This window comes from Caproicibacterium sp. NSD3 (genome assembly GCF_053613275.1).
The window spans coordinates 1,199,396-1,221,267 of sequence record NZ_CM132119.1 but is presented as its reverse complement, the minus strand read 5'-3'; the positions used below and the strand labels follow the sequence as shown (position 1 = coordinate 1,221,267).

At 41.9% G+C, this 21,872-nt stretch carries 25 protein-coding genes; 24 read left to right on the top strand and 1 reads right to left on the bottom strand.

Annotation, left to right across the window (positions count from 1 at the left end; genetic code table 11):
• The first annotated feature begins 26 nt into the window (after nucleotides 1-26).
• The 6 genes from ACVS9P_RS06110 to plsY all read left to right on the top strand — a co-directional run bounded on the left by ACVS9P_RS06110 (nucleotide 27) and on the right by plsY (nucleotide 4,739).
• Entirely contained in the window at nucleotides 27-443 is a 417-nt protein-coding gene (locus ACVS9P_RS06110; protein ID WP_452102710.1) for a hypothetical protein, read from the top strand.
• A 155-nt stretch (nucleotides 444-598) separates the two neighbouring features.
• Nucleotides 599-1,096: a YceD family protein gene (locus ACVS9P_RS06105; RefSeq protein ID WP_452102709.1), complete on the top strand. Its 498-nt coding sequence runs from the start codon at nucleotides 599-601 to the stop codon at nucleotides 1,094-1,096.
• A 26-nt stretch (nucleotides 1,097-1,122) separates the two neighbouring features.
• Nucleotides 1,123-1,305, top strand: a complete 183-nt coding sequence (gene rpmF / locus ACVS9P_RS06100; protein ID WP_180340739.1) for a 50S ribosomal protein L32 — start codon at nucleotides 1,123-1,125, stop codon at nucleotides 1,303-1,305.
• A 92-nt stretch (nucleotides 1,306-1,397) separates the two neighbouring features.
• Complete coding sequence (locus ACVS9P_RS06095) at nucleotides 1,398-2,711, top strand: DUF512 domain-containing protein (RefSeq protein ID WP_452102708.1); 1,314 nt, start codon at nucleotides 1,398-1,400, stop codon at nucleotides 2,709-2,711.
• Nucleotides 2,704-4,026: a ribosome biogenesis GTPase Der gene (gene der / locus ACVS9P_RS06090; protein WP_452102707.1), complete on the top strand. Its 1,323-nt coding sequence runs from the start codon at nucleotides 2,704-2,706 to the stop codon at nucleotides 4,024-4,026. The genes ACVS9P_RS06095 and der overlap by 8 nt, the downstream gene beginning before the upstream one ends.
• Nucleotides 4,027-4,043: 17 nt before the next feature.
• Nucleotides 4,044-4,739, top strand: a complete 696-nt coding sequence (gene plsY, locus ACVS9P_RS06085) for a glycerol-3-phosphate 1-O-acyltransferase PlsY (RefSeq protein ID WP_452102706.1) — start codon at nucleotides 4,044-4,046, stop codon at nucleotides 4,737-4,739.
• A gap of 82 nt (nucleotides 4,740-4,821) precedes the next feature.
• Here plsY and rpmB read toward each other — a convergent pair whose 3' ends face one another.
• The gene (gene rpmB, locus ACVS9P_RS06080; RefSeq protein ID WP_180340742.1) at nucleotides 4,822-5,010 is read right to left on the bottom strand and encodes a 50S ribosomal protein L28; all 189 of its coding nucleotides are present in this window, start codon (nucleotides 5,008-5,010) and stop codon (nucleotides 4,822-4,824) included.
• 179 nt (nucleotides 5,011-5,189) lie between these two features.
• Between rpmB and ACVS9P_RS06075 the strand changes: the two genes are divergently transcribed.
• The 18 genes from ACVS9P_RS06075 to rsmB all read left to right on the top strand — a co-directional run bounded on the left by ACVS9P_RS06075 (nucleotide 5,190) and on the right by rsmB (nucleotide 21,860).
• Nucleotides 5,190-5,882: a site-2 protease family protein gene (locus ACVS9P_RS06075; RefSeq protein ID WP_452102705.1), complete on the top strand. Its 693-nt coding sequence runs from the start codon at nucleotides 5,190-5,192 to the stop codon at nucleotides 5,880-5,882.
• Between the two features lie 22 nt (nucleotides 5,883-5,904).
• Nucleotides 5,905-7,206: an SMC-Scp complex subunit ScpB gene (gene scpB, locus ACVS9P_RS06070; RefSeq protein ID WP_452102704.1), complete on the top strand. Its 1,302-nt coding sequence runs from the start codon at nucleotides 5,905-5,907 to the stop codon at nucleotides 7,204-7,206.
• Complete coding sequence (locus ACVS9P_RS06065) at nucleotides 7,203-7,820, top strand: DUF2953 domain-containing protein (RefSeq protein ID WP_452102703.1); 618 nt, start codon at nucleotides 7,203-7,205, stop codon at nucleotides 7,818-7,820. Before scpB ends, ACVS9P_RS06065 begins: the two co-directional genes overlap by 4 nt.
• Nucleotides 7,821-7,853: 33 nt before the next feature.
• Nucleotides 7,854-8,291, top strand: a complete 438-nt coding sequence (gene ytfJ / locus ACVS9P_RS06060; RefSeq protein ID WP_452102702.1) for a GerW family sporulation protein — start codon at nucleotides 7,854-7,856, stop codon at nucleotides 8,289-8,291.
• A 34-nt stretch (nucleotides 8,292-8,325) separates the two neighbouring features.
• Nucleotides 8,326-9,477: a D-alanyl-D-alanine carboxypeptidase family protein gene (locus ACVS9P_RS06055; RefSeq protein WP_452102701.1), complete on the top strand. Its 1,152-nt coding sequence runs from the start codon at nucleotides 8,326-8,328 to the stop codon at nucleotides 9,475-9,477.
• Between the two features lie 34 nt (nucleotides 9,478-9,511).
• Entirely contained in the window at nucleotides 9,512-10,309 is a 798-nt protein-coding gene (locus ACVS9P_RS06050; protein ID WP_452102700.1) for a pseudouridine synthase, read from the top strand.
• Nucleotides 10,310-10,439: 130 nt separating this feature from the next.
• Nucleotides 10,440-11,792, top strand: coding sequence for a carboxyl transferase domain-containing protein (locus ACVS9P_RS06045; RefSeq protein ID WP_452102699.1), 1,353 nt, complete (start codon nucleotides 10,440-10,442; stop codon nucleotides 11,790-11,792).
• A 73-nt stretch (nucleotides 11,793-11,865) separates the two neighbouring features.
• Nucleotides 11,866-12,285 carry a biotin/lipoyl-containing protein gene (locus ACVS9P_RS06040; protein WP_452102698.1) on the top strand — a complete coding sequence of 140 codons (420 nt, stop codon included), beginning with the start codon at nucleotides 11,866-11,868 and terminating at the stop codon, nucleotides 12,283-12,285.
• A gap of 13 nt (nucleotides 12,286-12,298) precedes the next feature.
• Nucleotides 12,299-13,699: an oxaloacetate decarboxylase subunit alpha gene (locus tag ACVS9P_RS06035; protein WP_452102697.1), complete on the top strand. Its 1,401-nt coding sequence runs from the start codon at nucleotides 12,299-12,301 to the stop codon at nucleotides 13,697-13,699.
• A 128-nt stretch (nucleotides 13,700-13,827) separates the two neighbouring features.
• Nucleotides 13,828-14,706 carry a YicC/YloC family endoribonuclease gene (locus tag ACVS9P_RS06030; RefSeq protein ID WP_452102696.1) on the top strand — a complete coding sequence of 293 codons (879 nt, stop codon included), beginning with the start codon at nucleotides 13,828-13,830 and terminating at the stop codon, nucleotides 14,704-14,706.
• A gap of 21 nt (nucleotides 14,707-14,727) precedes the next feature.
• On the top strand, nucleotides 14,728-15,009 hold the full coding sequence (locus ACVS9P_RS06025; RefSeq protein ID WP_452102695.1) for a DUF370 domain-containing protein: 282 nt from the start codon (nucleotides 14,728-14,730) through the stop codon (nucleotides 15,007-15,009).
• Complete coding sequence (gmk, locus tag ACVS9P_RS06020) at nucleotides 14,999-15,613, top strand: guanylate kinase (protein ID WP_452102694.1); 615 nt, start codon at nucleotides 14,999-15,001, stop codon at nucleotides 15,611-15,613. Before ACVS9P_RS06025 ends, gmk begins: the two co-directional genes overlap by 11 nt.
• On the top strand, nucleotides 15,606-15,872 hold the full coding sequence (rpoZ, locus tag ACVS9P_RS06015) for a DNA-directed RNA polymerase subunit omega (protein ID WP_452102693.1): 267 nt from the start codon (nucleotides 15,606-15,608) through the stop codon (nucleotides 15,870-15,872). The genes gmk and rpoZ overlap by 8 nt, the downstream gene beginning before the upstream one ends.
• A 22-nt stretch (nucleotides 15,873-15,894) precedes the next feature.
• A complete protein-coding gene (gene priA, locus ACVS9P_RS06010; RefSeq protein WP_452102692.1) occupies nucleotides 15,895-18,357 on the top strand; it encodes a replication restart helicase PriA in 2,463 nt (820 codons plus the stop codon).
• A 22-nt stretch (nucleotides 18,358-18,379) separates the two neighbouring features.
• Nucleotides 18,380-18,853, top strand: coding sequence for a peptide deformylase (gene def / locus ACVS9P_RS06005; RefSeq protein WP_452102691.1), 474 nt, complete (start codon nucleotides 18,380-18,382; stop codon nucleotides 18,851-18,853).
• A 44-nt stretch (nucleotides 18,854-18,897) separates the two neighbouring features.
• Nucleotides 18,898-19,812: a methionyl-tRNA formyltransferase gene (gene fmt / locus ACVS9P_RS06000; RefSeq protein WP_452102690.1), complete on the top strand. Its 915-nt coding sequence runs from the start codon at nucleotides 18,898-18,900 to the stop codon at nucleotides 19,810-19,812.
• A 9-nt stretch (nucleotides 19,813-19,821) separates the two neighbouring features.
• A complete protein-coding gene (locus ACVS9P_RS05995; RefSeq protein ID WP_452102689.1) occupies nucleotides 19,822-20,526 on the top strand; it encodes a zinc metallopeptidase in 705 nt (234 codons plus the stop codon).
• On the top strand, nucleotides 20,523-21,860 hold the full coding sequence (gene rsmB, locus ACVS9P_RS05990) for a 16S rRNA (cytosine(967)-C(5))-methyltransferase RsmB (protein ID WP_452102688.1): 1,338 nt from the start codon (nucleotides 20,523-20,525) through the stop codon (nucleotides 21,858-21,860). Before ACVS9P_RS05995 ends, rsmB begins: the two co-directional genes overlap by 4 nt.
• Nucleotides 21,861-21,872 lie beyond the last annotated feature (12 nt).

Sequence of the window (21,872 nt, the reverse complement as noted above, 5' to 3'; positions counted from 1 at the left end):
GAACGAAAAAGTAGGAGGATTCTACCATGATTACATTTATTACTGGCAAAAAAGGCTCCGGAAAAACCAAAAAACTGATTGATCGCGCAAATGAGGCTGTTAAAAATTCAAAGGGCAACGTTATTGTCATTGAAAAAGGGCTAAAGCTTACTTATGATGTCGATCATGCTGCACGTTTGATTGATATCGAAGCATACGGGATTAAAGGTGCAGACGCGCTTTTAGGCTTTGTCAGTGGCATTTGTGCCGGAAATTATGATGTGACGGATGTGTTTGTGGATTCCACTCTGAAAATTATGGGTCCTGATCTGGAAGCTTTGGTTCCTTTTGCAGAAAAAGTAAACACTCTGTCCTCTCTGGCGGATGTGAAATTTACATTTTTGGTTTCTGCAGATCATTCTGAAATTCCAGAAGCTGCACAGAAATTTATTCAGGAGATCTGATTTTCTCGCTTAAATTCCTTGTGCGTTTGGAGTGCTTTCTTGCTTAACCGACGCTTCTTCTGCAAAAACGCGCAAATCTTGTGGATTTTATCTTGACAAACACTATCAATACTTATATAATAAACAAATGTAGCGCAATGTGTCGAGGTGTTTAAATGCTTTTGAATTTAGAAAAATTGTTTGCGGAAGAGAAAGGAAATCTTCCTTTTTCAGAAATGATTGATTTATCAAAAGTCGAGTACAATCGATGTCATCCGTTTTCCTCTCCAGTTACGGTAAAGGGTACAATCGTTGGGAAAAGTGGTTATTTACAGTTGACAGGGAAGATCTTTTATCATCTTTCTGCTTTGTGTGATCGCTGCGAAGAACCCATCGAAAAGGATATGGAAATGCCTTTTTCTCATATGCTTGTGAGAAATGTATCAAATGAAGAAGACAGCGATGAGTACATTGTTGCAGAGAATGATGCCTTGGATTTAACAGCGCTTGCAGAGGAAGACCTTTTGCTTTCTTTGCCAACTAAATTTCTCTGCAAGGAAGATTGCCGCGGTTTATGCCAGACTTGTGGGAAAAACTTGAATCAAGGGGCATGCGGTTGTAAATCTCACCAAATAGATCCTCGTCTTGAGGTTCTAAAAAAATTGATAAATTGACCAGAGTAAAATAAGGAGGTGCTGAGATGGCGGTACCAAAGGCGAAATTGTCTAGTGCAAGACAAAATAAACGGCGTTCCAATGTTTGGAAGATTAGCGCTCCGGCTCTGATGAAGTGCCCAAAATGTGGAGAATATAAGCTCGCTCATCGGGTATGCAATAACTGCGGTTATTACAATGGCAGAGAAGTAATCAAAAAAGAGGCTTAAGCTTCTGTGATTTCCGGAAATGGTAGAGAAGGAGGAATCCTTCTCTATTTTTTTGGCTGGGATATTCTTTTTATGAGGAAGTGAAAAATACAGTGGCAGTTTCCATTAAAGAGGTGCAGACCGATACTCCAGCGGCATTGGCGGGCATTACGGGACAAGATAAGTTGATTTCTATTAATGGACATCCTATCATTGATGTTTTAGATTATCGCTTTTATGAAACCAATCGAAACTTGGAACTGGTTTTGAAAAGGGGAGATTCTGTTCGCACGGTTTCAATTCACAAGGGACAATATGAACCGATCGGCCTTGAATTCGAAACTTATTTAATGGATCAACAGCATTCCTGTGCCAATCGCTGTATTTTTTGTTTTATTGATCAGCTTCCAAGGGGAATGCGGGAAACACTATATTTTAAAGATGATGATTCACGTCTTTCTTTTTTGTTTGGCAATTATATTACCATGACAAATTTAAGTGACCGCGAAGTAGATCGCATTATCCAAATGCATATTAGCCCGATCAATATTTCTGTTCATACTACAAATCCAGAATTGCGCTGCAAAATGATGGGGAATCGTCTTGCTGGAGAATCTTTAAAGTATTTGTATCGTTTGGCAAAAGCCAATACAAAGATTAACTGCCAGCTGGTGCTGTGCCCAGGCGTTAATGATGGGGAAGAATTAGAGCGAACTTTGAGAGACCTTTCTTCCTGTGTTCCGGCGGTTCAAAGTATTGCGTTAGTCCCTCTTGGAGTGACGAAGTATCGCGATGGACTTTATCCACTTGTTCCCTACACATCGCAGCAGGCAAAAAAAGTAGTAGAGCAGGCGGAATCATGGGGAGAGAGATTTTTTAAAAAATATGGGAATCGTATTTGTTATGCAGCAGACGAATTTTATTTAAAAGCGAATCTTCCAATCCCAGATGCTGAATTTTACGGTGATTTTGATCAGCTGGAAAATGGTGTTGGTCTTTTAGCATCCCAGAAGCAGGAATTTGAGATGGCAGCAGAAGACTTTAAAGAGCCCTCTCAAATGAGAAAAGTAACACTTGCAACCGGAACAGCAGCGGCTCCGTTTTTAAAGGAACTGCTTGACGGATTTCAAAGAAAATGTAATAATCTAATTTGTCAGGTGAGTCCAATTCGCAATGACTTTTTTGGGACTACCATTACCGTGGCGGGGCTTATCACAGGACAGGATTTGATTGCCCAGCTTCAAGGAAAAGATTTGGGAGACGAACTTTTGCTGCCAACTGTGATGCTTCGGCATGAGCAGGATTTATTTTTGGACAATGTTTCAATTGACGAAGTTAAAAAAGCATTGAATATTCCAATCCGCTTAGTACCAAATGATGGATGGGAACTTTTGAATGCAGTATTAGGGAGGAAAGATGATGTCTAAGCCAGTAGTAGCGATCGTAGGACGGCCAAATGTAGGCAAGTCCACTTTATTCAATAAATTGATCGGAGCTCGCCTCTCTATCGTAGAAGATACCCCTGGTGTAACAAGAGATCGTATCTATGGGGAGTGCGAATGGGATGGCCGAAAGATTTGCTTGATTGATACAGGTGGAATTGAAGTCAAAACAAGTGATCTTTTACTGTCACAAATGCGCGAGCAGGCACAGCTCGCAATCGATACGGCGAATGTGATTATCTTTGTAACCGATATTCACGGCGGTGTTTTGGCAGCGGATCGAGATATTGCAGCGATGTTGATGAAAAGCGGTCGGCCGATCATTTTGTGCGTTAATAAAGTGGATTCTATTGGGGAGCCTCCGATGGAATTTTATGAGTTCTACAATTTGGGATTAGGAGATCCGATTGCAGTTTCTTCGGTACACGGACATGGTACCGGAGATCTTCTCGATCGGGTCATAGAATTACTCCCTGAGAAAACAGAGGAAGAAGACGCCGTCGATACGATTCATGTAGCTGTGATCGGAAAGCCAAATGCCGGAAAGTCTTCTCTTATAAACAAAATTGTTGGAGAGAATCGCTGTATTGTTTCCGATGTTGCTGGAACAACAAGAGATGCCATTGATACAGAGGTAGAAAATTCTTATGGCAATTTTGTTTTGATCGATACTGCGGGGTTGCGTCGGAAGAGCAGGGTTACAGATACAATCGAACACTATAGTGTTCTGCGGGCACAAATGGCAATCGAACGGTCGGATGTGTGCGTTATTATGATTGATGCGACCGAGGGATTCACCGAGCAGGACAGTAAGGTCGCCGGACTTGCTCATGAAAGCGGAAAAGGATGTATCATTGCTGTTAATAAATGGGACGCTGTTGAAAAAGATGGGCGGACAATGGAGTCATTTCGCAAAAGTCTGCAGAATGATTTTTCTTTTATGGACTATGCACCGATCATTTTTATCTCAGCAAAAACCGGACAGCGAATTGACCAGCTTTTTAGCATGATTAAACAAGTTGCAAAATCAAATTCGATGCGTATTGCGACAGGTATGCTCAATGATGTTTTGGCGCAGGCGACCGCACGTGTACAGCCACCTACCGATAAAGGTCGGCGTTTGAAAATTTATTATATGACACAGGCAAGTACGAACCCGCCGACATTTGTGTGCTTTGTCAATTCGGCTGAATTATTCCATTTTTCCTATCAGCGTTATCTGGAGAATCGGATTCGAGAAACTTTTGGGCTCGAAGGAACTCCGGTTCGCTTTATTATCCGTGAACGCGGAGATTCTTAAGGGGGAGAGAAAAAGAAATGAATGGTTCAGATTTGATTGCTCCAAGTCTAATTGTAGCAGTTATTTCTTATTTGCTTGGAAGTCTTAGCTTCTCAATTATTTTTACAAAATTTTTTGAAAAAAAAGATATTCGAACAATGGGCAGTGGAAATGCAGGAGCAACAAATGTTTTGCGCTCTGTAGGCCCTAAAGCAGCTATGTGTACATTTATTTTTGACTTTTTAAAAGGAGTGGCTTCGGTCTTAATTGGAAAGCTGATTTTTTCAATGATGCTGCCACCTGATGCTTTGCTTCCCGAAATGGTCCAGTATGGTACCTATATCGCGGGATTTTCCTGCGTTTTTGGACATATGTTTCCAATTTATTTTGGTTTCCGTGGGGGAAAGGGCATTTTGACAACTGCAGCAATTATTGCTTTGATTGATTGGCGTGTATTTTTGGTCGTAATCGTAGTCTTTTTAGTAACCTTTATGATTTCTAAGATCGTTTCTCTGTCATCAATATTAGCTGCGATCATGTATCCTGTTGGGACATTTTTAATTAATTATTTCTTTGAATTTAAGACAGGGAATATGCCTTTCCGTTTTGTCATTGTTACGGTGGCGGCGACTCTCTGCATGGCAACCGTGATCGTGATTCGCCATCACGGAAATATCAGTAGGATTTTAAATGGCACTGAGAAGAAGCTGTCTATAAAAAAGCATAGCTCCTAATAATATATAAATGAAAAGAAAAAGGGACTTCTTTTTAAGAAGTCCCTTTTTAACAAATCAATTTTAAATTAAAAATGACGCATCAAACAGCGCGGGTGACCTTACCGGAACGCAAGCAACGGGTGCAGGCATAAATACGTTTAGGGGAACCATTTACCACTGCTTTCACACGTTTGACGTTTGGTTTCCAAGTCCGGTTGGAACGCCTGTGGGAATGGGAAACCCTAATACCAAACACTAAATCCTTGCCGCAGATTTCACACTTTGCCATGAGTCTGCACCTCCTTTTATATATGGATAAATGAATTTTTACACAACAACATTATTATACAAGACCCCAACTTAAAATGCAAGTGTTTTTTTCGATTCCTTTTGCGTCACTTTGTAAGTCCTTGTTTTTTAGTTCCTGATGTATTATAATAACAAAACAATGAAGGAGTGTAGCCCAATATGCTTTTCAACATGATTCAAAGTATCATGAGCGGCAATGGAGTGAATATGAGCACGCTGATTTCCGGCATTTTTGCCATGTTGCTCATCATCTTTTTAGTTCTTCCGCTTCATGAATGTGCACATGGATGGGTCGCCTTAAAATTGGGTGACAATACGGCAAAATATCAAGGACGTCTAACATTGGATCCAATTGCAAGTATGGACCCAATGGGGACGCTTTGCCTTTTGCTTTTCGGATATGGGTGGGCAAAGCCTGTTCCGGTAGATCCTCGGAATTTTAAAAATCCAAAACGTGATATGGTATTAACTGCTTTAGCGGGTCCTCTCTCTAATTTAATTGCGGCTCTTGTTGGTGCTTTAGTTCTGCGGATTTTAGTTCTGCCTTTTCACATGAATTTGGCAACGCCGGTGTGGCAGTTTTTCAGCTATTATATCGGTATTAATGTTTCTTTGGCCGTTTTTAATTTGCTTCCGATTCCACCGCTGGATGGCTCTAAAATTGTGGGAGGATTTCTTTCTTCTCAGGCTTTATATAATTATTACAAATATCAAAATGTGATTTCCCTTGTTTTGATTATGGTCCTTTTTATGGGCTTTTTGGACCTTCCACTCACTTTTTTGAATAATTTATTTTATAATGGAATCAATGGTATTGCAGATCTTCCATTTCGGCTGTTTGGATTTGTATAATGATTAATAAAACGAGGGAAAGATGGAAAAGCTAACCTATCAGCTAGAGGCTTTTGAAGGACCGTTGGATTTATTGCTCTATCTGATTCGCAAGAACAAACTGAATATTTGTGATATTCCAATTGCTGAGGTTTTGGATCAGTATATGACTCAAATTAATGCAGCAAAAGCTGAAAATATGGATGTGGCCAGTGAATTCTTAGAGATGGCAACGCGCCTTGTCTATATTAAAACGGTTTACCTCTTGCCAAAGCATGAAGAAGCAGACCAGATGAAAGCGGAATTGAGTGGGCAGCTGTTGGAATATGAAGAATGTAAGCGTATTGCCGCTCTTTTAAAAGAAAAGTTTCAAATGGATCACTTTGTGCGGGTGTCCCAAGAAATCGAGCCGGATTATACCTATCGTCGACATCATCTTCCAGAAGAACTTTACAATGCATATGTAAATACACTCGGGAAAAAACAAATTCCTCAGAAACCTTCTCAAGAGAGCTTTTCCGGAATTGTTTCTCATAGGATCGTTTCTGTTGCTTCACAGATTGTTTTTGTGCTGCGCAGTCTCTGGAAAAAGCCTCAAATGCCTTATCGGGAACTTTTTGTCCACAAAAATGATCGTTCAGAATTGGTTGCGGCTTTTTTGGCGGTATTGGAACTTGTCAAGGGAAAGCGAATTCGTATAGATGGGGATTATGATTCTGCGAAGGTAACGATCGTAAAGGAGAGAAAAAGAGTGCCATGGAAAAACAAGATTCTGAATTCCGCAATAGAAGCACTTCTTTTCGCAAGCGGCGATCCTCTTTCTGTTTCCCGCATTGCTGAAGTCTTAAATCTCACACAAGCGCAAGCTCAAAAAGCTGCAGAAAGCACAATGACGGATTTTAATACTCGTCAGGGAGGAATCCAAATCCTCCAATTAGAGGATTCTTTTCAGATGTGCAGCAGACCGGAGTTTGCTTCTCAGATTCGGTCACTCTTGGAAATTCGGCGCAATACACCGCTTTCTCAGGCAGCAATGGAGGTTCTTGCGATTATTTCCTATAATCAGCCGGTAACAAAGGCTTTTGTAGAGCAAATCCGCGGAGTGGATTGTTCTGGAGTCCTCGGAAGTTTGATGCAGAAAGGATTAATCGAAGAACGCGGCAGGCTGGAACTCCCCGGAAGACCTCTTCTTTATGGGACAACTTCTACTTTTTTACGTTGCTTTGGAATTTCCTCTTTGGAAGAACTTCCTTCTGTGCAGAAGGAAGCGGAAGATGGTGTCACAGAACCGATGGAGGAATCTCAGTTAGATGAATTAGAAATGAAAAGTGGAGAAACGATATGATAGTCCTTTGGGTCATATTAGGGATTCTGCTGATCTTGCTTTTCTCTCCTCTTTGTGTCACGATGATTTATCAAGAAGGTTTTTGTGCAAAAATCAGATTCTTATTTTTGACCTATACTTTTTCACCTGAAAAATCCAAAGAAAAGGCCAGTCAGAAAGGAAAAAAGGCAGAAAAGCCAAAGGAGAAAAAAGAGGATACAGATTCTCAAAAAGATCAATCCAAATGGAAGAATCTTTTTAAAGAACGCGGACTTGGCGGAATGCTTGATCTTATTAAGAAGTTTATGGAGCAGGTTACACCGCCGATTAAAAAGCTGCTTACGCATTTTCATATCAAAAAATTGATCTGCGAAGTGAGCGTTTCAACAGAGGACGCAGCAGAGACCGCAATCCTTTATGGACAAGCCTGTGCGGTGATTTATCCTGCTGTGGCAATGCTGACACAAGCTGCGAAACTTTATCGGTTTACAGCGTCGGTAGCGCCTGATTTTGACAAAAAGAAGTCCTCTGTTAACTTCGAATTGAAATTTCATGTGTTGACAATTTGGCTTTTGATTGCAGCAGTCCAAACTCTGTTTCATTTTATAAAATTTCGAAAAATGGAAAAAATATAAAACTATTTATTTTAGAAGAAAGCGGTGTATCAAATGAGTGAACATCCAATTGAAGGACTTATGGGGACAACGCTGGAGAAAATCAAACAAATGGTGGATATCAATACCATCATTGGAGATCCGATTACCTCTCCGGACGGGACGATTATCATTCCTGTTTCAAAGATTAGTTACGGCTTTGCTTCCGGCGGCTCAGATTTTGCTTCCAAAGTGCAAACGGATAAGAGCTTTTTTGGAGGCGGTGCCGGTGCGGGCGTAACAATTTCTCCTATTGCCTTTATTACGATCAGCAATGGAAATGTTAAAATGCTGCAGATCGATCCCTATAATTCTTCTGCTGACAGAATTGTCGGAATGGTACCGGACGTCGTCGACAAGATCAGCAGCCTTGTAAAAGAAAGCAAAGAAAAAAAGGAAGCTAAAAAAGAAAAAGCATCAGAAGAAAATCCAATTGAAGATCCTCAAGTCTAATTTTTAAACAACATTTTTAAGCAGCCGCCTGCATATGATTCAGTGGCAGGTGGTTGTTTTGTATCAAAAAGGATTTTTGAGAATTGGAATTGTTCTGATTATTTTAGCTGCTTTTTTAATTCCCGCTAATGCCCAAGAGGTTTCTGTTTCAGCAGAAAGTGCAATTTTAGTGAATGCAGATAACGGAGAAGTCTTATGGGCAAAGAATGAAAATCAGGAATGCGCAATGGCAAGCACTACAAAAATCATGACAGCCTTGATCACTTTGGAACAGGCCGCCGAAGATGATAAAGTGGTTACCATTACAAAGCAAATGACGGCAGTAGAAGGCTCTTCCATGGGGCTTCAGCCAGGAGAGCAGCTGCGTCTGAGCAGCCTTGCGGCAGGGATGCTGAGCGTTTCTGGAAATGATGCTGCAAATTCAGCTGCGATTGCGATTGACGGAAGCGCAGAAAAATTTTCAGAACGAATGAATCAAAGGGCCAGAGAACTTGATATGGATCATACGCATTTCGTTACGCCCTCCGGGCTGGATGATGATGCGCATTATTCCACTGCGGCCGATATGGCAAAACTTACCTGTGCAGCAATGAAAAATTCTACTTTTCAGAAGATCGTTTCACAGAAGTCAATTCAGGTAGAGTTTATAAATCCGCAAATTAAACGGATGTATGCAAACCATAATCGGCTTTTAAGTTTTTACCAGGGATGTATTGGAGTAAAAACCGGATTCACCAAAAAGGCGGGACGCTGTTTGGTGTCTGCGGCGGAACGTGATGGGGTGCGTGTGGTTGCAGTTACTTTGAATGCACCGGACGATTGGAACGATCACCAGAAATTATTGGATGAAGGATTTCAGAAGCTTCAGGCTATCACTTTTGACGACCGGTCCTTTACGACCGAGATTCCTTCTGCAACAGGGGAAGCAGCGATAGAAGTGCAGGGTCAACTGGGGGATACCGTTGTTCTCCCCAAAGATAGTTATCCGGAACGCACAGTTGAATTGCCGCAATTTTTGTATGCTCCGATAGAAAAGGGACAGTGCGTTGGAAGAATTGTCTATCGCTTAAATGGACAGATCATTTCACAGACTCCGATCCTTGCCGATTCGGATGTGCCTGCAGAAAAGAGTAACCAATCAATCTTTGACCGAATAAAACAATTTTGGATGTCTTGCTTTTCGTAAAGTCGGAAAGAATGAAAAATGAGGAGAAATCAAAATGGCAGAAAAAATCAGATTACAAAAAATCCTTGCAGACAGTGGGGTTGCTTCACGCCGAAAGGCGGAATCTATGATAGAAGCAGGAAAAGTTCAAGTAAATGGAAAAACTGCTGCGATAGGGGATAGGGCAGATCCAAAACATGACCAGATTTCTGTAGAAGGAAGACTCCTCAATACCCGTGTAAATGAAGTTTATTTAATGCTGCATAAACCGAGAGGATTCATTACTACTATGCAGGACGAAATGGGAAGAAAATGTGTTGCACAGTTAGTGCAGGATGTGCCGACGCGTGTTTATCCCGTGGGACGTCTTGATAGAGAGAGTGAAGGCTTACTCCTGATGACGAATGACGGGGATTTTGCAAATGCGATGACGCATCCTTCTAAGCATGTACCTAAGGTTTATCGAGTAACGGTGCACCCGACTATTACCGAAGAACAGCTTCTTCAATTTGAGCTTGGAATGGAGATTGATGGGTATAAAACAGCTCCGGCTCAAGTGCGGGTGCTGAAAACAGAACCGGGACGAGTTGTTTTGGAAATTGTTCTGCACGAAGGAAGGAACCGCCAAATTCGCAAGATGTGCGAAGCAATAGGGCTTGAAGTAGCGCGCCTGAAAAGAATTGCAATGGGTCCTGTTCGTTTGGGAATGCTGAAACCCGGAGAATGGCGTTATCTTACTGCAGAAGAATTGAATGGGCTTCAAAACGAAGCAAAGCATGGGGCACCTTCGAAAAGTGAGGGAGAATTTTCTTCTTCTCATAAGAGAGATTTTAAATACAACTCGAATCGTTAAAAATTTGTTTTATTTGAAATGCTTGCCAAGCGAAAAAGAATCGTCTATAATCATTTTGTTATAGCAATGATGCTTACAAATCAAAATTGTGTCTGATCAATTTTGAAGGCACATGACGGGAGGAGTCAGAATGAGTGTTGCCGGCAATGCCGATTTAAAGCAAGCTTGTGATGCTGCAGGTAAAACCAGAGGCCATCAACTTCTGGAATCCTTGTTTGACAAAGGTACTTTTCATGAAATTGGTCGTTTTTCCAAATCGGGAGAAACTTATACCGAAGCTTGTGCCGGCTTTGGAATGGTTGAGGGTTGCCCTCTTTATGCTTTTGCCCAAGATAGCGATGTAAATGGTGGAGCCATGAGTAAGGCACAGGCAGAAAAAGTTCGCAAAATTTATGCGCTGGCAGTAAAAACAGGAGCTCCGATTGTAGGAGTTTTTGATTCTATTGGAGGTAAACTGGTAGAAAAAGGGGACTTGCTTTCCGCTTATGGGGAGATTTTGCGTGATGCGAATAATCTTTCCGGTGTTGTTCCACAGATTTCGCTGATTTTGGGGCCCTGCATTGGAACTTCAGCAATGATTGCAGCGGGCGCGGATTTTATCGTGATGAGTAAAAAAGGACAGCTTACCATTGCACCAAACGGAGAGGGCGGATTTGCTCAAGAAGCTGCTGAAAATGGAACCGCAGCTCTTATCAAAGACTCCGAAGAGGAAGCCATAAAGGCTGTTCGTCAATTGATTGTAAAACTGCCGTCCAATAATTTGGAACCGGCTGCTTTTATGGAAGAATCTGAAGCAGCTTCTGTACCGGCTGCAGGAAATACGGCAAAAGAAGCTGCAAAAGCAACTGCCAGTAAAGATTCCATTATCGAACTTTCTCCGGATTTTGGAAAAGATGTTTTTTCGGCTTTTTCCGGAGTTGGAATTGGGACAACTGTCGGACTGGTTTCTTATGACGGAGAACTAAGCGAAGATGATTGTGTAAAAGCTGCACGGTTTATTCGCTTTTGCGATGCATTTAGTGTTCCAGTCGTTTCTTTCGTAAATGCGAAAGGCTTTTTATCTCTACGCGCAGCTTCTATGTTGAGCAGTGCCTATGCGGAAGCGACTGCAGCTAAAGTTACCATTGCGGTTGGGGATGCTTATGGTCCTGTATATATTGCAGTTGCTGGAAAAGGAGCAAATGCAGACAGTGTTGTTGCATGGCCGCAAGCTGTTATTTCTGCACTTGCTCCCGAGACAGCCGCTGTTTTTCTTTGGAATGACAAGCTGAAAGATTCGAAAGATTCTATTTCGGACCGCAAAAAAATGATTGAGGAATACCGAACAACAGAAGCTTCTCCACTGCAGGCGGCAGCGCAGGGCTTAATTGAAAACGTAATTGAGCCGGAAGAGACTCGCAGCCAAATTCAAAAGGACTTGACGATGCTTTCTGGAAAACGTGTACATACATTTCCGAAAAAACACAATAATATCCAGCTCTAAATGAAATCGCAACAAGTCATAAGATATATGCATGGTATTGAAATCTTTTGAAAGTTTAGGAGGACTTATTTGCATGAAGAAAAATCTGAAAATCACGGTAAATGGAATTGCTTATGACGTTCAGGTCGAAGAGGTTAATGGAACGTTTGCGGCAGCTCCAGCCGCTGCACCGGCGCCTCAGTATAAGCCGATGCCAGTACCTCGCCCGGTAGCCGCTCCTGCACCCGTTGCTGCAGCTCCGGTAAAAGCTTCGGTGCCTGCTGCTCAGCCTTCTGGAAATGCAGAAACTGTTGAAAGTCCACTGCCGGGAAATGTGATGAGTATCAATGTTAAACCTGGGGATTCTGTCAAAGCAGGTCAGATTCTTTTAATTCTTGAAGCTATGAAAATGGAAAATGAAATTGTTGCACCTCATGATGCGACAATTAAGAGCTTGTGTGTAAATAAAGGGGATACTGTTGACGCAGGTGCTCCCCTTGTAATTATTTGCTGAGGGGGTAACCATAATGACAAAAAAAATTGGTATTACAGAAACAGTCCTGCGCGATGCACAGCAGTCTTTAATTGCAACCCGTATGCCTATCGAGGATATGACACCGATCCTGGGAAAACTGGATCAGGTCGGGTTCCATTCCCTAGAGTGTTGGGGCGGTGCTACATTTGATTCCTGCCTTCGTTTCTTGGACGAAGATCCATGGGATCGCTTGCGCACGATTCGTAAGATGTGCCCGAATACAAAGCTTCAGATGCTTTTCCGCGGTCAGAATATGCTCGGCTATCGTCATTACGCCGATGATGTTTTGGAGTATTTTGTTCAGCGCTCTGTTGCAAACGGTATTGATATCATTCGTATTTTTGATGCACTCAATGATATTAAGAACTTGAAGGTTGCTATTAAGGCGGCAAAAAAAGAGGGCGCACATGCTCAGGTAGCAATTTCTTATACCACCGGCCCTGTGTTCACAACGGATTATTATGTTGAATATGCAAAGAGAATTGCGGATGCCGGTGCAGATTCTATCTGTATTAAAGATATGGCAGCCTTGCTGACTCCTTATGCAACTTCGGAACTAGTGACTGCCTTGAAAAAAGCGGTTAATCTTCCGATTCAGATTCATACGCATTATACTTCAGGCTTGGCTTCCATGTGCTTGCTTAAAGGAATTGAAGCAGGAGCCGATTTGATCGATACTGCAATGTCTCCGTTAGCATTGGGGACTTCACTTGCACCGACAGAGTCCATGGTTGCAGCTCTGCAGGGAACTCCTTATAACACCGGCCTTGACCTAAAATTGCTCAATGAGATTCGTGAGTACTTTATGGGTCTGCGCAAGAAATACTTTGAAAGCGGCCTTCTTGATCAGTCCATGCTCGCTACGAACACCAAAGCGCTTGTTTATCAGGTACCGGGCGGTATGCTTTCCAACCTGCTCTCTCAGCTGAAGCAGGCAGGCAAAGAGGACCGCATGGACGAAGTGCTGCAGGAAGTTCCGCATGTTAGAAAAGATGCCGGATACCCGCCGCTCGTTACGCCGACTTCTCAGATCGTGGGAGCACAAGCTGTTTTTAATGTGGTTATTGGACAGCGTTATAAAATGTGCACAAGAGAATTTAAAGATTTGATTGCAGGAAAATACGGTGCTACACCGGTGCCGATTGACGACGCTTTCGCAAAATCCATTATTGGCAATCGGGAAAGAATTACCTGCCGCCCGGCAGATCTTTTAAAACCGGAACTCGAAACACTCAGACAAGAGTGTGCACAGTGGATGGAGCAGGAAGAAGACGTTCTTTCCTATGCGCAGTTCCCACAGGTTGCAAAAGAATTTTTCCAGAGACGTGCAGAAAAGAAATATGGTATTGATGCTGCACATGCGAATCCTGCACAGCAGATTCACCCGGTCTAAGATGAACTTTTTAAATCCAGTTCCAGCTATTGGGGCTGGATTTTTTATTTAGTTGACAATACTGCCTGATTTCTGGTAAAATAATATGAAAATCATTTCTCTTAAAAAACAGCATAGGGATGGTCATTTTGCTAAAAAGTATGACAGGCTTCGGTAGAATGGAAGCCGTAAAAAACGGAAGAGAAATTTCAGTAGAGATCAAATCGGTTAATCACCGCTATTTTGAGTTTTCCTCTCGTATCAGCCGTGGATATGATTTTTTGGAAAGTAAACTAAAAACATATCTTCAGCAAAAACTTTTTCGAGGAAAGGTAGAGATATTTATTTCTATTGAGACGCTGCAGGATACCGCAGCGCAAGTACATGTTAATTATCCGCTTGCGGAAAGCTATCTAAAGTCTCTAAGAGAGCTGCGTGACCGCTATGATCTGCGGGACGATATTTCTGTGATGGCAGTATCGCGTTATCCGGATATTTTAACAGTTGAACATGAGCCGGAAGATGAAGAAGCACTCTGGAATGATGTTAAAGGAGTTGCAGAAGGTGCCCTTGGGGCTTTGCTTGCTATGCGGGAAGCAGAAGGCGTTAATCTTAAAAAAGATGTTCTTTCTCGCGCAGAGTGCATTTTACAAATGGTTCAGAAAGTCGAAGAGCGTTCTCCCCAAACAGTGGCGGAATACAATGAAAAGTTGATTGCCAGACTGCATGAAATATTAGGGGATACGACTGTTAATGAGGAACGCCTTTTGACGGAAGCTGCTATTTTTGCAGATAAAGTGGCCGTGGCGGAAGAAACAGTCCGGCTGCGCAGCCATTTTGATCAGTTTAAAAAGCTTTTAGATTCAGAAGGACCTATTGGCCGAAAGCTGGATTTTCTGGTGCAGGAAATGAACCGGGAAGCAAATACGATCGGTTCCAAAGCGTGCGATACACAAATTGCTTATCTTGTAGTGGATATTAAAGCGGAAATTGAAAAAATTCGGGAACAGATTCAAAACATCGAATAGAAAAGGTGAAAAAGAAGCAAGATGAAATTAATTAATATTGGATACGGAAATCTTGTTGCGGAAGATCGCATTGTAGCGGTTGTCAGTCCGGAATCTGCACCGATCAAGCGAATTATTGCCGATGCCAAAGAGAGGCACACTTTAATTGATGCGACATATGGCAGACGTACAAAAGCGGTTATTATCACAGATAGCGAGCATGTGATTCTCTGTGCGCTTGTTCCCCAAAAGGTTGCAAAGCGCGGGGAAGACCGCCAAGAAGAACCAGCTGAAGAAGAGGAGTTGAGCCATAGTGAATCATAGAGGTTTGCTAATTATTTTTTCCGGCCCTTCTGGTAGCGGAAAAGGGACAGTCCTAAAACGTTATTTTGAAAAATATCAAAATGCTCAGTTGTCTATTTCTGCCACGACCAGAGATCCGCGTCCCGGAGAAGAAGATGGAGTTTCCTATTATTTTGTCAGCCAGGAAAGATTTCAATTAATGCAAGAAAATGATGAGCTTTTGGAAAGTGCAAAATATTGTGATCATTGCTATGGAACTCCTAAAAAGCCCATCGAGAATTGGCTCAATGAGGGCAAAGACGTATTTTTGGAAATTGAGGTACAGGGGGGAGCTCAGATTCAGAAAAAAGTTCCCCAAAGTGTCGGAATCTTTAATCTGCCGCCTTCCCTAAAAGTCTTGGAATCCAGACTTCGCGGACGCGGAACAGAAACAGAAGAAGTTTTGCAGAAACGTCTTGCAGCTGCAAAACAAGAAATTTCACAGGCTGTTCATTATGACTATCTCTTGATCAATGATGATATTGAACAAGCAGTAGAAGAGCTTGCCCAGATTATCCATGCTGAAAAAATGAGATCAAGCCGAAATCAGGATTTAATTGAAAGGATGCTGGAAAACTATGATTAAACCAATTGCTGATAAATTGACCAAAAAAGGACAAAGTCGTTATTCCCTCTGCGTGGGAGTTGCAAAACGTGCCAGAGAAATTATTGCAGAGGCTGAAAATAACCCAGAGGAGATTTCAGTTGAGAAGCCAGTAGAAGTGGCTGTACGCGAGTTGCAAGAACATAAATATGAAATCGTTCCAGGCAAAGAAAACAATGTTTCTGCCAAAGAAGAAGCAGATACAAAAGTCGAGTCAGAAAACGATCCAGAACAAAAATGATTTTTTGAAACAGGAGCAACAAATGTATCTTGCAAAGGTTGCTGTTGAAAAAACAGTCTATCATTTTGATCAGCCTTTTGATTATTTGATTCCGGATTTTCTTTTGCCAACAGCAAAACCGGGATGCCGCGTATTGGTTCCGTTTGGGACTGCAAGCGCAAAGCGGCAGGGAATGATTCTTGCGACTGAAGAAAGCAAAGAGAAACCTTCCATAAAGATAAAATCATTGGAAGCGGTGCTGGATTCGGCACCGCTTCTTTCAAATGAAGGGCTGCTCCTAATTTCTTGGATAAAAGGACAATATTTTTGCACTTTATATGAAGCGGCAAGACTTCTATTTCCGATTGGATTTCAATATCATATCAAACGCTTTTTCTCTCTTACCAAAGAATTTTGCGAAGAATCACTTTCTTCCTATTCGCAGCAGGAGCAGGATGTCATTCGGCTTTTGCAGCAGATTGGAAAGCCGGTTGAGGAGAAAGAACTTTTTGCAGTGCTGAAAGAAACAAAAAATGCAGAATCTATTCTGAAAGGACTTTTTTCAAAGGGAGTTTTAGAATATAAAACGGATTCCGTGCAAAAAATCAGCGATGCAACGCAGCGAATGATTCGATTAAAAGATCCGGAAAATGAGGAATTTCCTTTTCGTTTGACCGCTCGTCAAAAAGAAGTTGTCCAAGTGTTACGGGATGCAGGAGCAGCATCTGTAAAAGAAATCTGTTATTATACCGGCGTTACATCTGCGGTCCCTGATAATCTTGTAAAAAAGGGAATTTGTGAGTCCTTTGAAAATCCTGTTTATCGAAATCCTTATGAATCTGCCGATCAAGAAATGGAAGACCGCGAGCTTATTTTATCGGCGGAGCAGGAAACAGCATATCAGCATTTAAAATCCTTATATGATTCTTCCAAAACGGAAAGTTCACTTTTATATGGAATTACAGGAAGTGGAAAGACTAGTATTTTTCTAAAACTGATCGATCGTGTACAGCAGGATGGAAAAGGCATTATTTTGATGGTTCCTGAAATTTCTTTAACCTCACAAATGATTGAAATTTTTCATCGCCGATATGGTTCTCAGGTTGCGGTATTTCACAGCGGACTCTCTATGGGGGAACGCATGGATGAATGGAAAAGAGTACGGGATGGAAAAGCTTCTATTGTGATTGGAACTCGTTCTGCCGTATTTGCGCCGCTTTCAAAAATCGGGTTGATCATTTTAGATGAAGAGCAGGAAGATACTTATCAATCAGAGCAGTCTCCGCGCTATCACGCGCGCGATATTGCTCGTTTTCGCTGTGCTTACCATCATGCACTATTATTACTTGCTTCTGCTACGCCTAGGGTTGAAACCTATTATGCTGCGCAGAAGAAACGAATCGGATTTGATGTGCTTTCGAAGCGCTTTGGAAGTGCAATTCTTCCGCAGGTGGAAATCTGCGATATGAATCGGGAATTTGAAGCCGGAAATACCACAATCCTTAGCAGCTCCCTTTTAGAGGCACTAAAACAAGCTTTTTTGAAAGGGCAGCAAGCAATTTTGCTTTTGAATCGCCGGGGCTATAATACATTTGCTTCTTGCAGAGCCTGCGGGCATGTTATTACTTGCCCGCACTGCAGCATTTCATTAACCTATCATCGTGCTAATGGCCGCTTAATGTGTCACTATTGCGGATATTCCATCCCATTTACAAAAGAGTGTCCATCTTGCCATGAAGAAAAAGTTCATTTTGGAGGGTCTGGGACACAAAAAGCAGAGGAACAACTGCAAAACTTATTGCCTAAAGCGAAAATTTTGCGTTTAGATACCGATGCAACAATGAGCAAAAACGCTTATGAAATAAAGTTGAATCAATTTCGAAGACACGAATATGATTTGATTGTAGGCACTCAAATGGTAGCAAAAGGACTTGATTTTGAAAATGTGACTGTCGTGGGCGTCCTTTCTGCCGATCAGGCACTTTATTGTGATGACTTTCGCAGCTATGAACATTCATTTGATTTGTTGACACAGGTAGTCGGGAGAGCAGGCCGGGGAAATTTGCGTGGAAAAGCGTTTATACAAACTTATACTCCAGAAAATCCTGTATTAGATCTTGCCAAAAGACAAGATTACCCTGCTTTCTATCAATCGGAAATTGCAATCCGGAAGGCTATGCTTTATCCACCTTTTGCAGATATTTGTGTGATTGGATTTGTTGGAAAAAATGAGCAGGCAGTTAAAAAATGCAGTGCCTCTTTTTTAGAAAAATTACAGTCAATCGCCCTCAGTGAATATTCGGAACTTCCACTGCGCGTTTTGAGCCCTTCACCAGCTTCTATCCCACGGGTAAGTGATAAATACCGGGATAAACTAATGATAAAATGTCGTAATAGTAAACGTTTTCGCGAAATGATTTCAAGACTTTTAATCTTATTTGGGAAAAATCATGAGTTTCGCGGGATCACAGCTTTTGCACAGATCAATCCATGTTATGTGTTATAATAGATTTTAGGAGGTCTTTATCATGGCAATCAGAAACATTTTAAAAGAGGGAGAACCCACTTTAACGGCACATTGTCGCACAGTTGAGCAATTTAATGAACGTCTTCATATCTTATTAGATGATATGTATGAGACGATGATCAAAGCGGATGGTGTCGGCTTGGCAGCATGTCAGGTGGGTATACGCCGCCGTATTGTAGTGATTGATGTCGGGGACGGAAAAATTGAAATGATTAATCCGGTTTTCACGCTTCAAGAAGGGGAACAGGAAACAATAGAAGGCTGTCTTTCTTTTCCGGGACAGTATGCGTTGACAAAACGTCCCCAGCATGTAAAAGTTCATGCGCAGGATCGTACTGGAAAACCTTTTGATTTGGAAGCGTCGGATTTTTTGGCCACTGCTTGTTGCCACGAGATTGATCATCTCGATGGAATTCTCTTTAAAAGTCACGCGATTCGCATGCTGACTTCAGAAGAATTAGCAAAAATAAGATAATTTTGTTCTGATGAACATAAACTAAGGATAATGGATGTGGTACAATGCGGATTTTATTCATGGGAACGCCTGATTTTGCAAAGACTTGCCTACAAAAGCTGCTGAATTCAAAACATGAGATTTGTGCTGTTTATACGCAGCCGGATAAGCCGGTCGGAAGAAAACAGAAATTGACACCGCCTCCGGTTAAAGTTTTGGCGCAGGAGGCGGGAATTCCGGTTTTACAGCCGCCAACCCTGAAAACTGAAGAAGCCGCCGAACTGTTTCACAGTTTTCATCCGGATATTGCAGTTGTAGTGGCTTATGGAAAAATTCTTCCGAAGAAGATCTTGGAGATTCCGCCGCAGGGCTGTATCAATGTTCATGCATCTTTGCTGCCGAAATATCGCGGGGCGGCACCAATTCAATGGTCTGTCCTAAATGGAGATAAGGTTACCGGCGTTACCACAATGTTTATGTCAGAGGGGATTGATACAGGTGATATGCTCCTCAAAGCCGAAACATCTATTGGCGAAAATGAAACTTCTGGAGAACTGGAAAATCGATTGGCAGAACTGGGAGCAGACCTTTTGCTCCAAACGATTGAAGAGTTGCCTAATATGATTCCTCAACCGCAGGGAGAGATGACAACTGCTTATGCTTCTATGCTGGACAAGACTATGAGTCCGATTGATTGGAATAAAGATGCACTCGAGATTCATCACCAAATATGTGGATTGAATCCATGGCCGACAGCCTCTACTGTTTTCGAAGGAATTCCTTTGAAAATTTGGAAAAGCAAAATGGTCGAAAAGCAAAATGGGAAGCCAGGTCAGATATTGAAAGATTTTGTAGTCTGTTGCGGAAACGGAACCGCAATTCAGCTGTTAGAAGTACAGGCGGCCGGGAAAAAGCGAATGGATGCTTCTGACTTTTTGCGGGGACATTCAATTCCTACCGGTACTGTTTTACCTTTTTAGGAGGCACTTATGGGATTTTATTATTATAATTATCAGACCATGCTTTACCTTCTGCCAGCAATTCTGCTGACTTTGTATGCACAGGTCAAATTAAATTCCACTTTTCGTAAATACTCGCAGATTCCAACTTCTAAAGGACTGACAGGGGCTCAGGCGGCAGAAGAAGTTGCTCGGCTTGGAGGAGCTAATATTGTGGTTCGCCAGATTGGCGGAAATTTGACGGATAATTTTGATCCTCGAAATAACACCATTAGTTTATCGCAAAGCGTTTATGGCAATACTTCTATTGCGGCAGTCGGCGTTGCAGCGCATGAAGCAGGGCACAGTATTCAGAACGCGCAGGGATATTTGCCCAATAAAATTAGGTCAGCGCTTGTTCCGGTTACGCAGGTCGGTTCCAGGGCGTCAATTCCCTTGATCATTATTGGATTGATTTTACCGGTTCAATATAGCTTTATCGTTGATATTGGGATCCTGCTTTTTGGGTTAGTTGTCTTGTTTCAGTTTGTAACGTTGCCGGTAGAATTAAATGCCAGCCGTCGGGCACTAAAAGTGTTGGATGAAGGCGGAATTTTAGATGGCCCTGAACTGATCGGCGCGCAAAAAGTGCTGTGGGCTGCAGCACTAACTTATTTAGCGGCCAGTTTTACTGCATTGATGCAGCTTTTACGCCTTTTGGCGATTTCGGGAAGTAGACGAGGGAATGACAGATGACAGCAAGAAGTACAGCGCTTCAGGCACTTTTACAGGTGGAAGTGAATGAAGGATATTCTAATCTAGTATTAAATAAAGCCTTAAAAAATGCAACCATGGAGCCACGTGAAAACGCATTGGCTTCTGCACTTTTTTATGGGGTGTTGGAACGAAAGTTGACTTTAGATTATATTATTTCACAGATTTCTAAAATTGAAATTGCAAAAATGGAGATTCCGGTTTTGTTGATTTTGGAAATGGCGGTTTATCAAATCTTGTTTCTAGATAAAATTCCAGAATCTGCGGCAGTAAATGAAGCAGTTATTCTTGCAAAAACGACGGGGGAAGAAAGAGCTTCTGGTTTTATTAATGGTGTTTTGCGAAATTTCTTGAGAAAAAAAGAAACAATCCTCAATACGCAGCCCAAAGGGGATCGCATTTTTTCGCTCAGCATTCGATATTCCTGCCCACAATGGCTGATTCGTATGTGGGAAAAATCCTATGGACAAAAAATAACGGAAGATCTTTTAAAAACGTTAAGAACTCGACCCCCTATTTTTGCTCGGGTTAATACAACGCTGATTAGCTCGAAAGAATTGTGTGAAAGTCTCGAAAAAGAGGGAATCGAAGCAGAAATCTTTCCTTTTTTGGAAGGAACAATTTTGCTGAAAAATACCGGTTCGCTCGAAGCTAGTCCATCTTTTCAAAAAGGGTTGTTTCATATTCAAGATCTTTCTAGTCAGCTTTGCTGTGAAATGGTTGGTCCAAAAGCAGGAGAACGAATTTTGGATATCTGTGCGGCGCCCGGCGGAAAAAGCTTTACGATGGCAGAAAAAATGGAAGATAAAGGAAATTTGGAAGCGTATGATTTATATAAAGGGAGAGTCCGTTTGATTGATTCCGGTGCCTCTCGGCTTCACCTTTCCTGTATATCGGCCTCTGTAAGAGATGCGGAAAATCCTGAAGGGGTTTTAGCTTCAGCAGACCGTGTATTATGTGATGCTCCTTGTTCTGGACTCGGAATTTTGCGCAGAAAGCCGGAGATTCGCTATAAAAACGCCAAAACTCTTGACAGTTTGCCCAGCTTGCAGTACCGTATATTATGTAATAATGCAGGTTTTGTTCAGTATAAAGGGAAAATGATTTATTCTACCTGTACTTTAAATCCAAAAGAAAATCATGCGGTAGCTGAACGCTTTTTACAGTCTCACCCGGAATTTTCGCCGGTATCGCTCAATTTACCGCAAGGCTTTTCCCATTTAATTGATGAACCGGAAAATGAATGGACGATTTTTCCACAAATGCATAATTCGGACGGATTTTTTATTTCAGCCTTTATCCGTCAGCGGGAGTAAAAGGAATTGGAA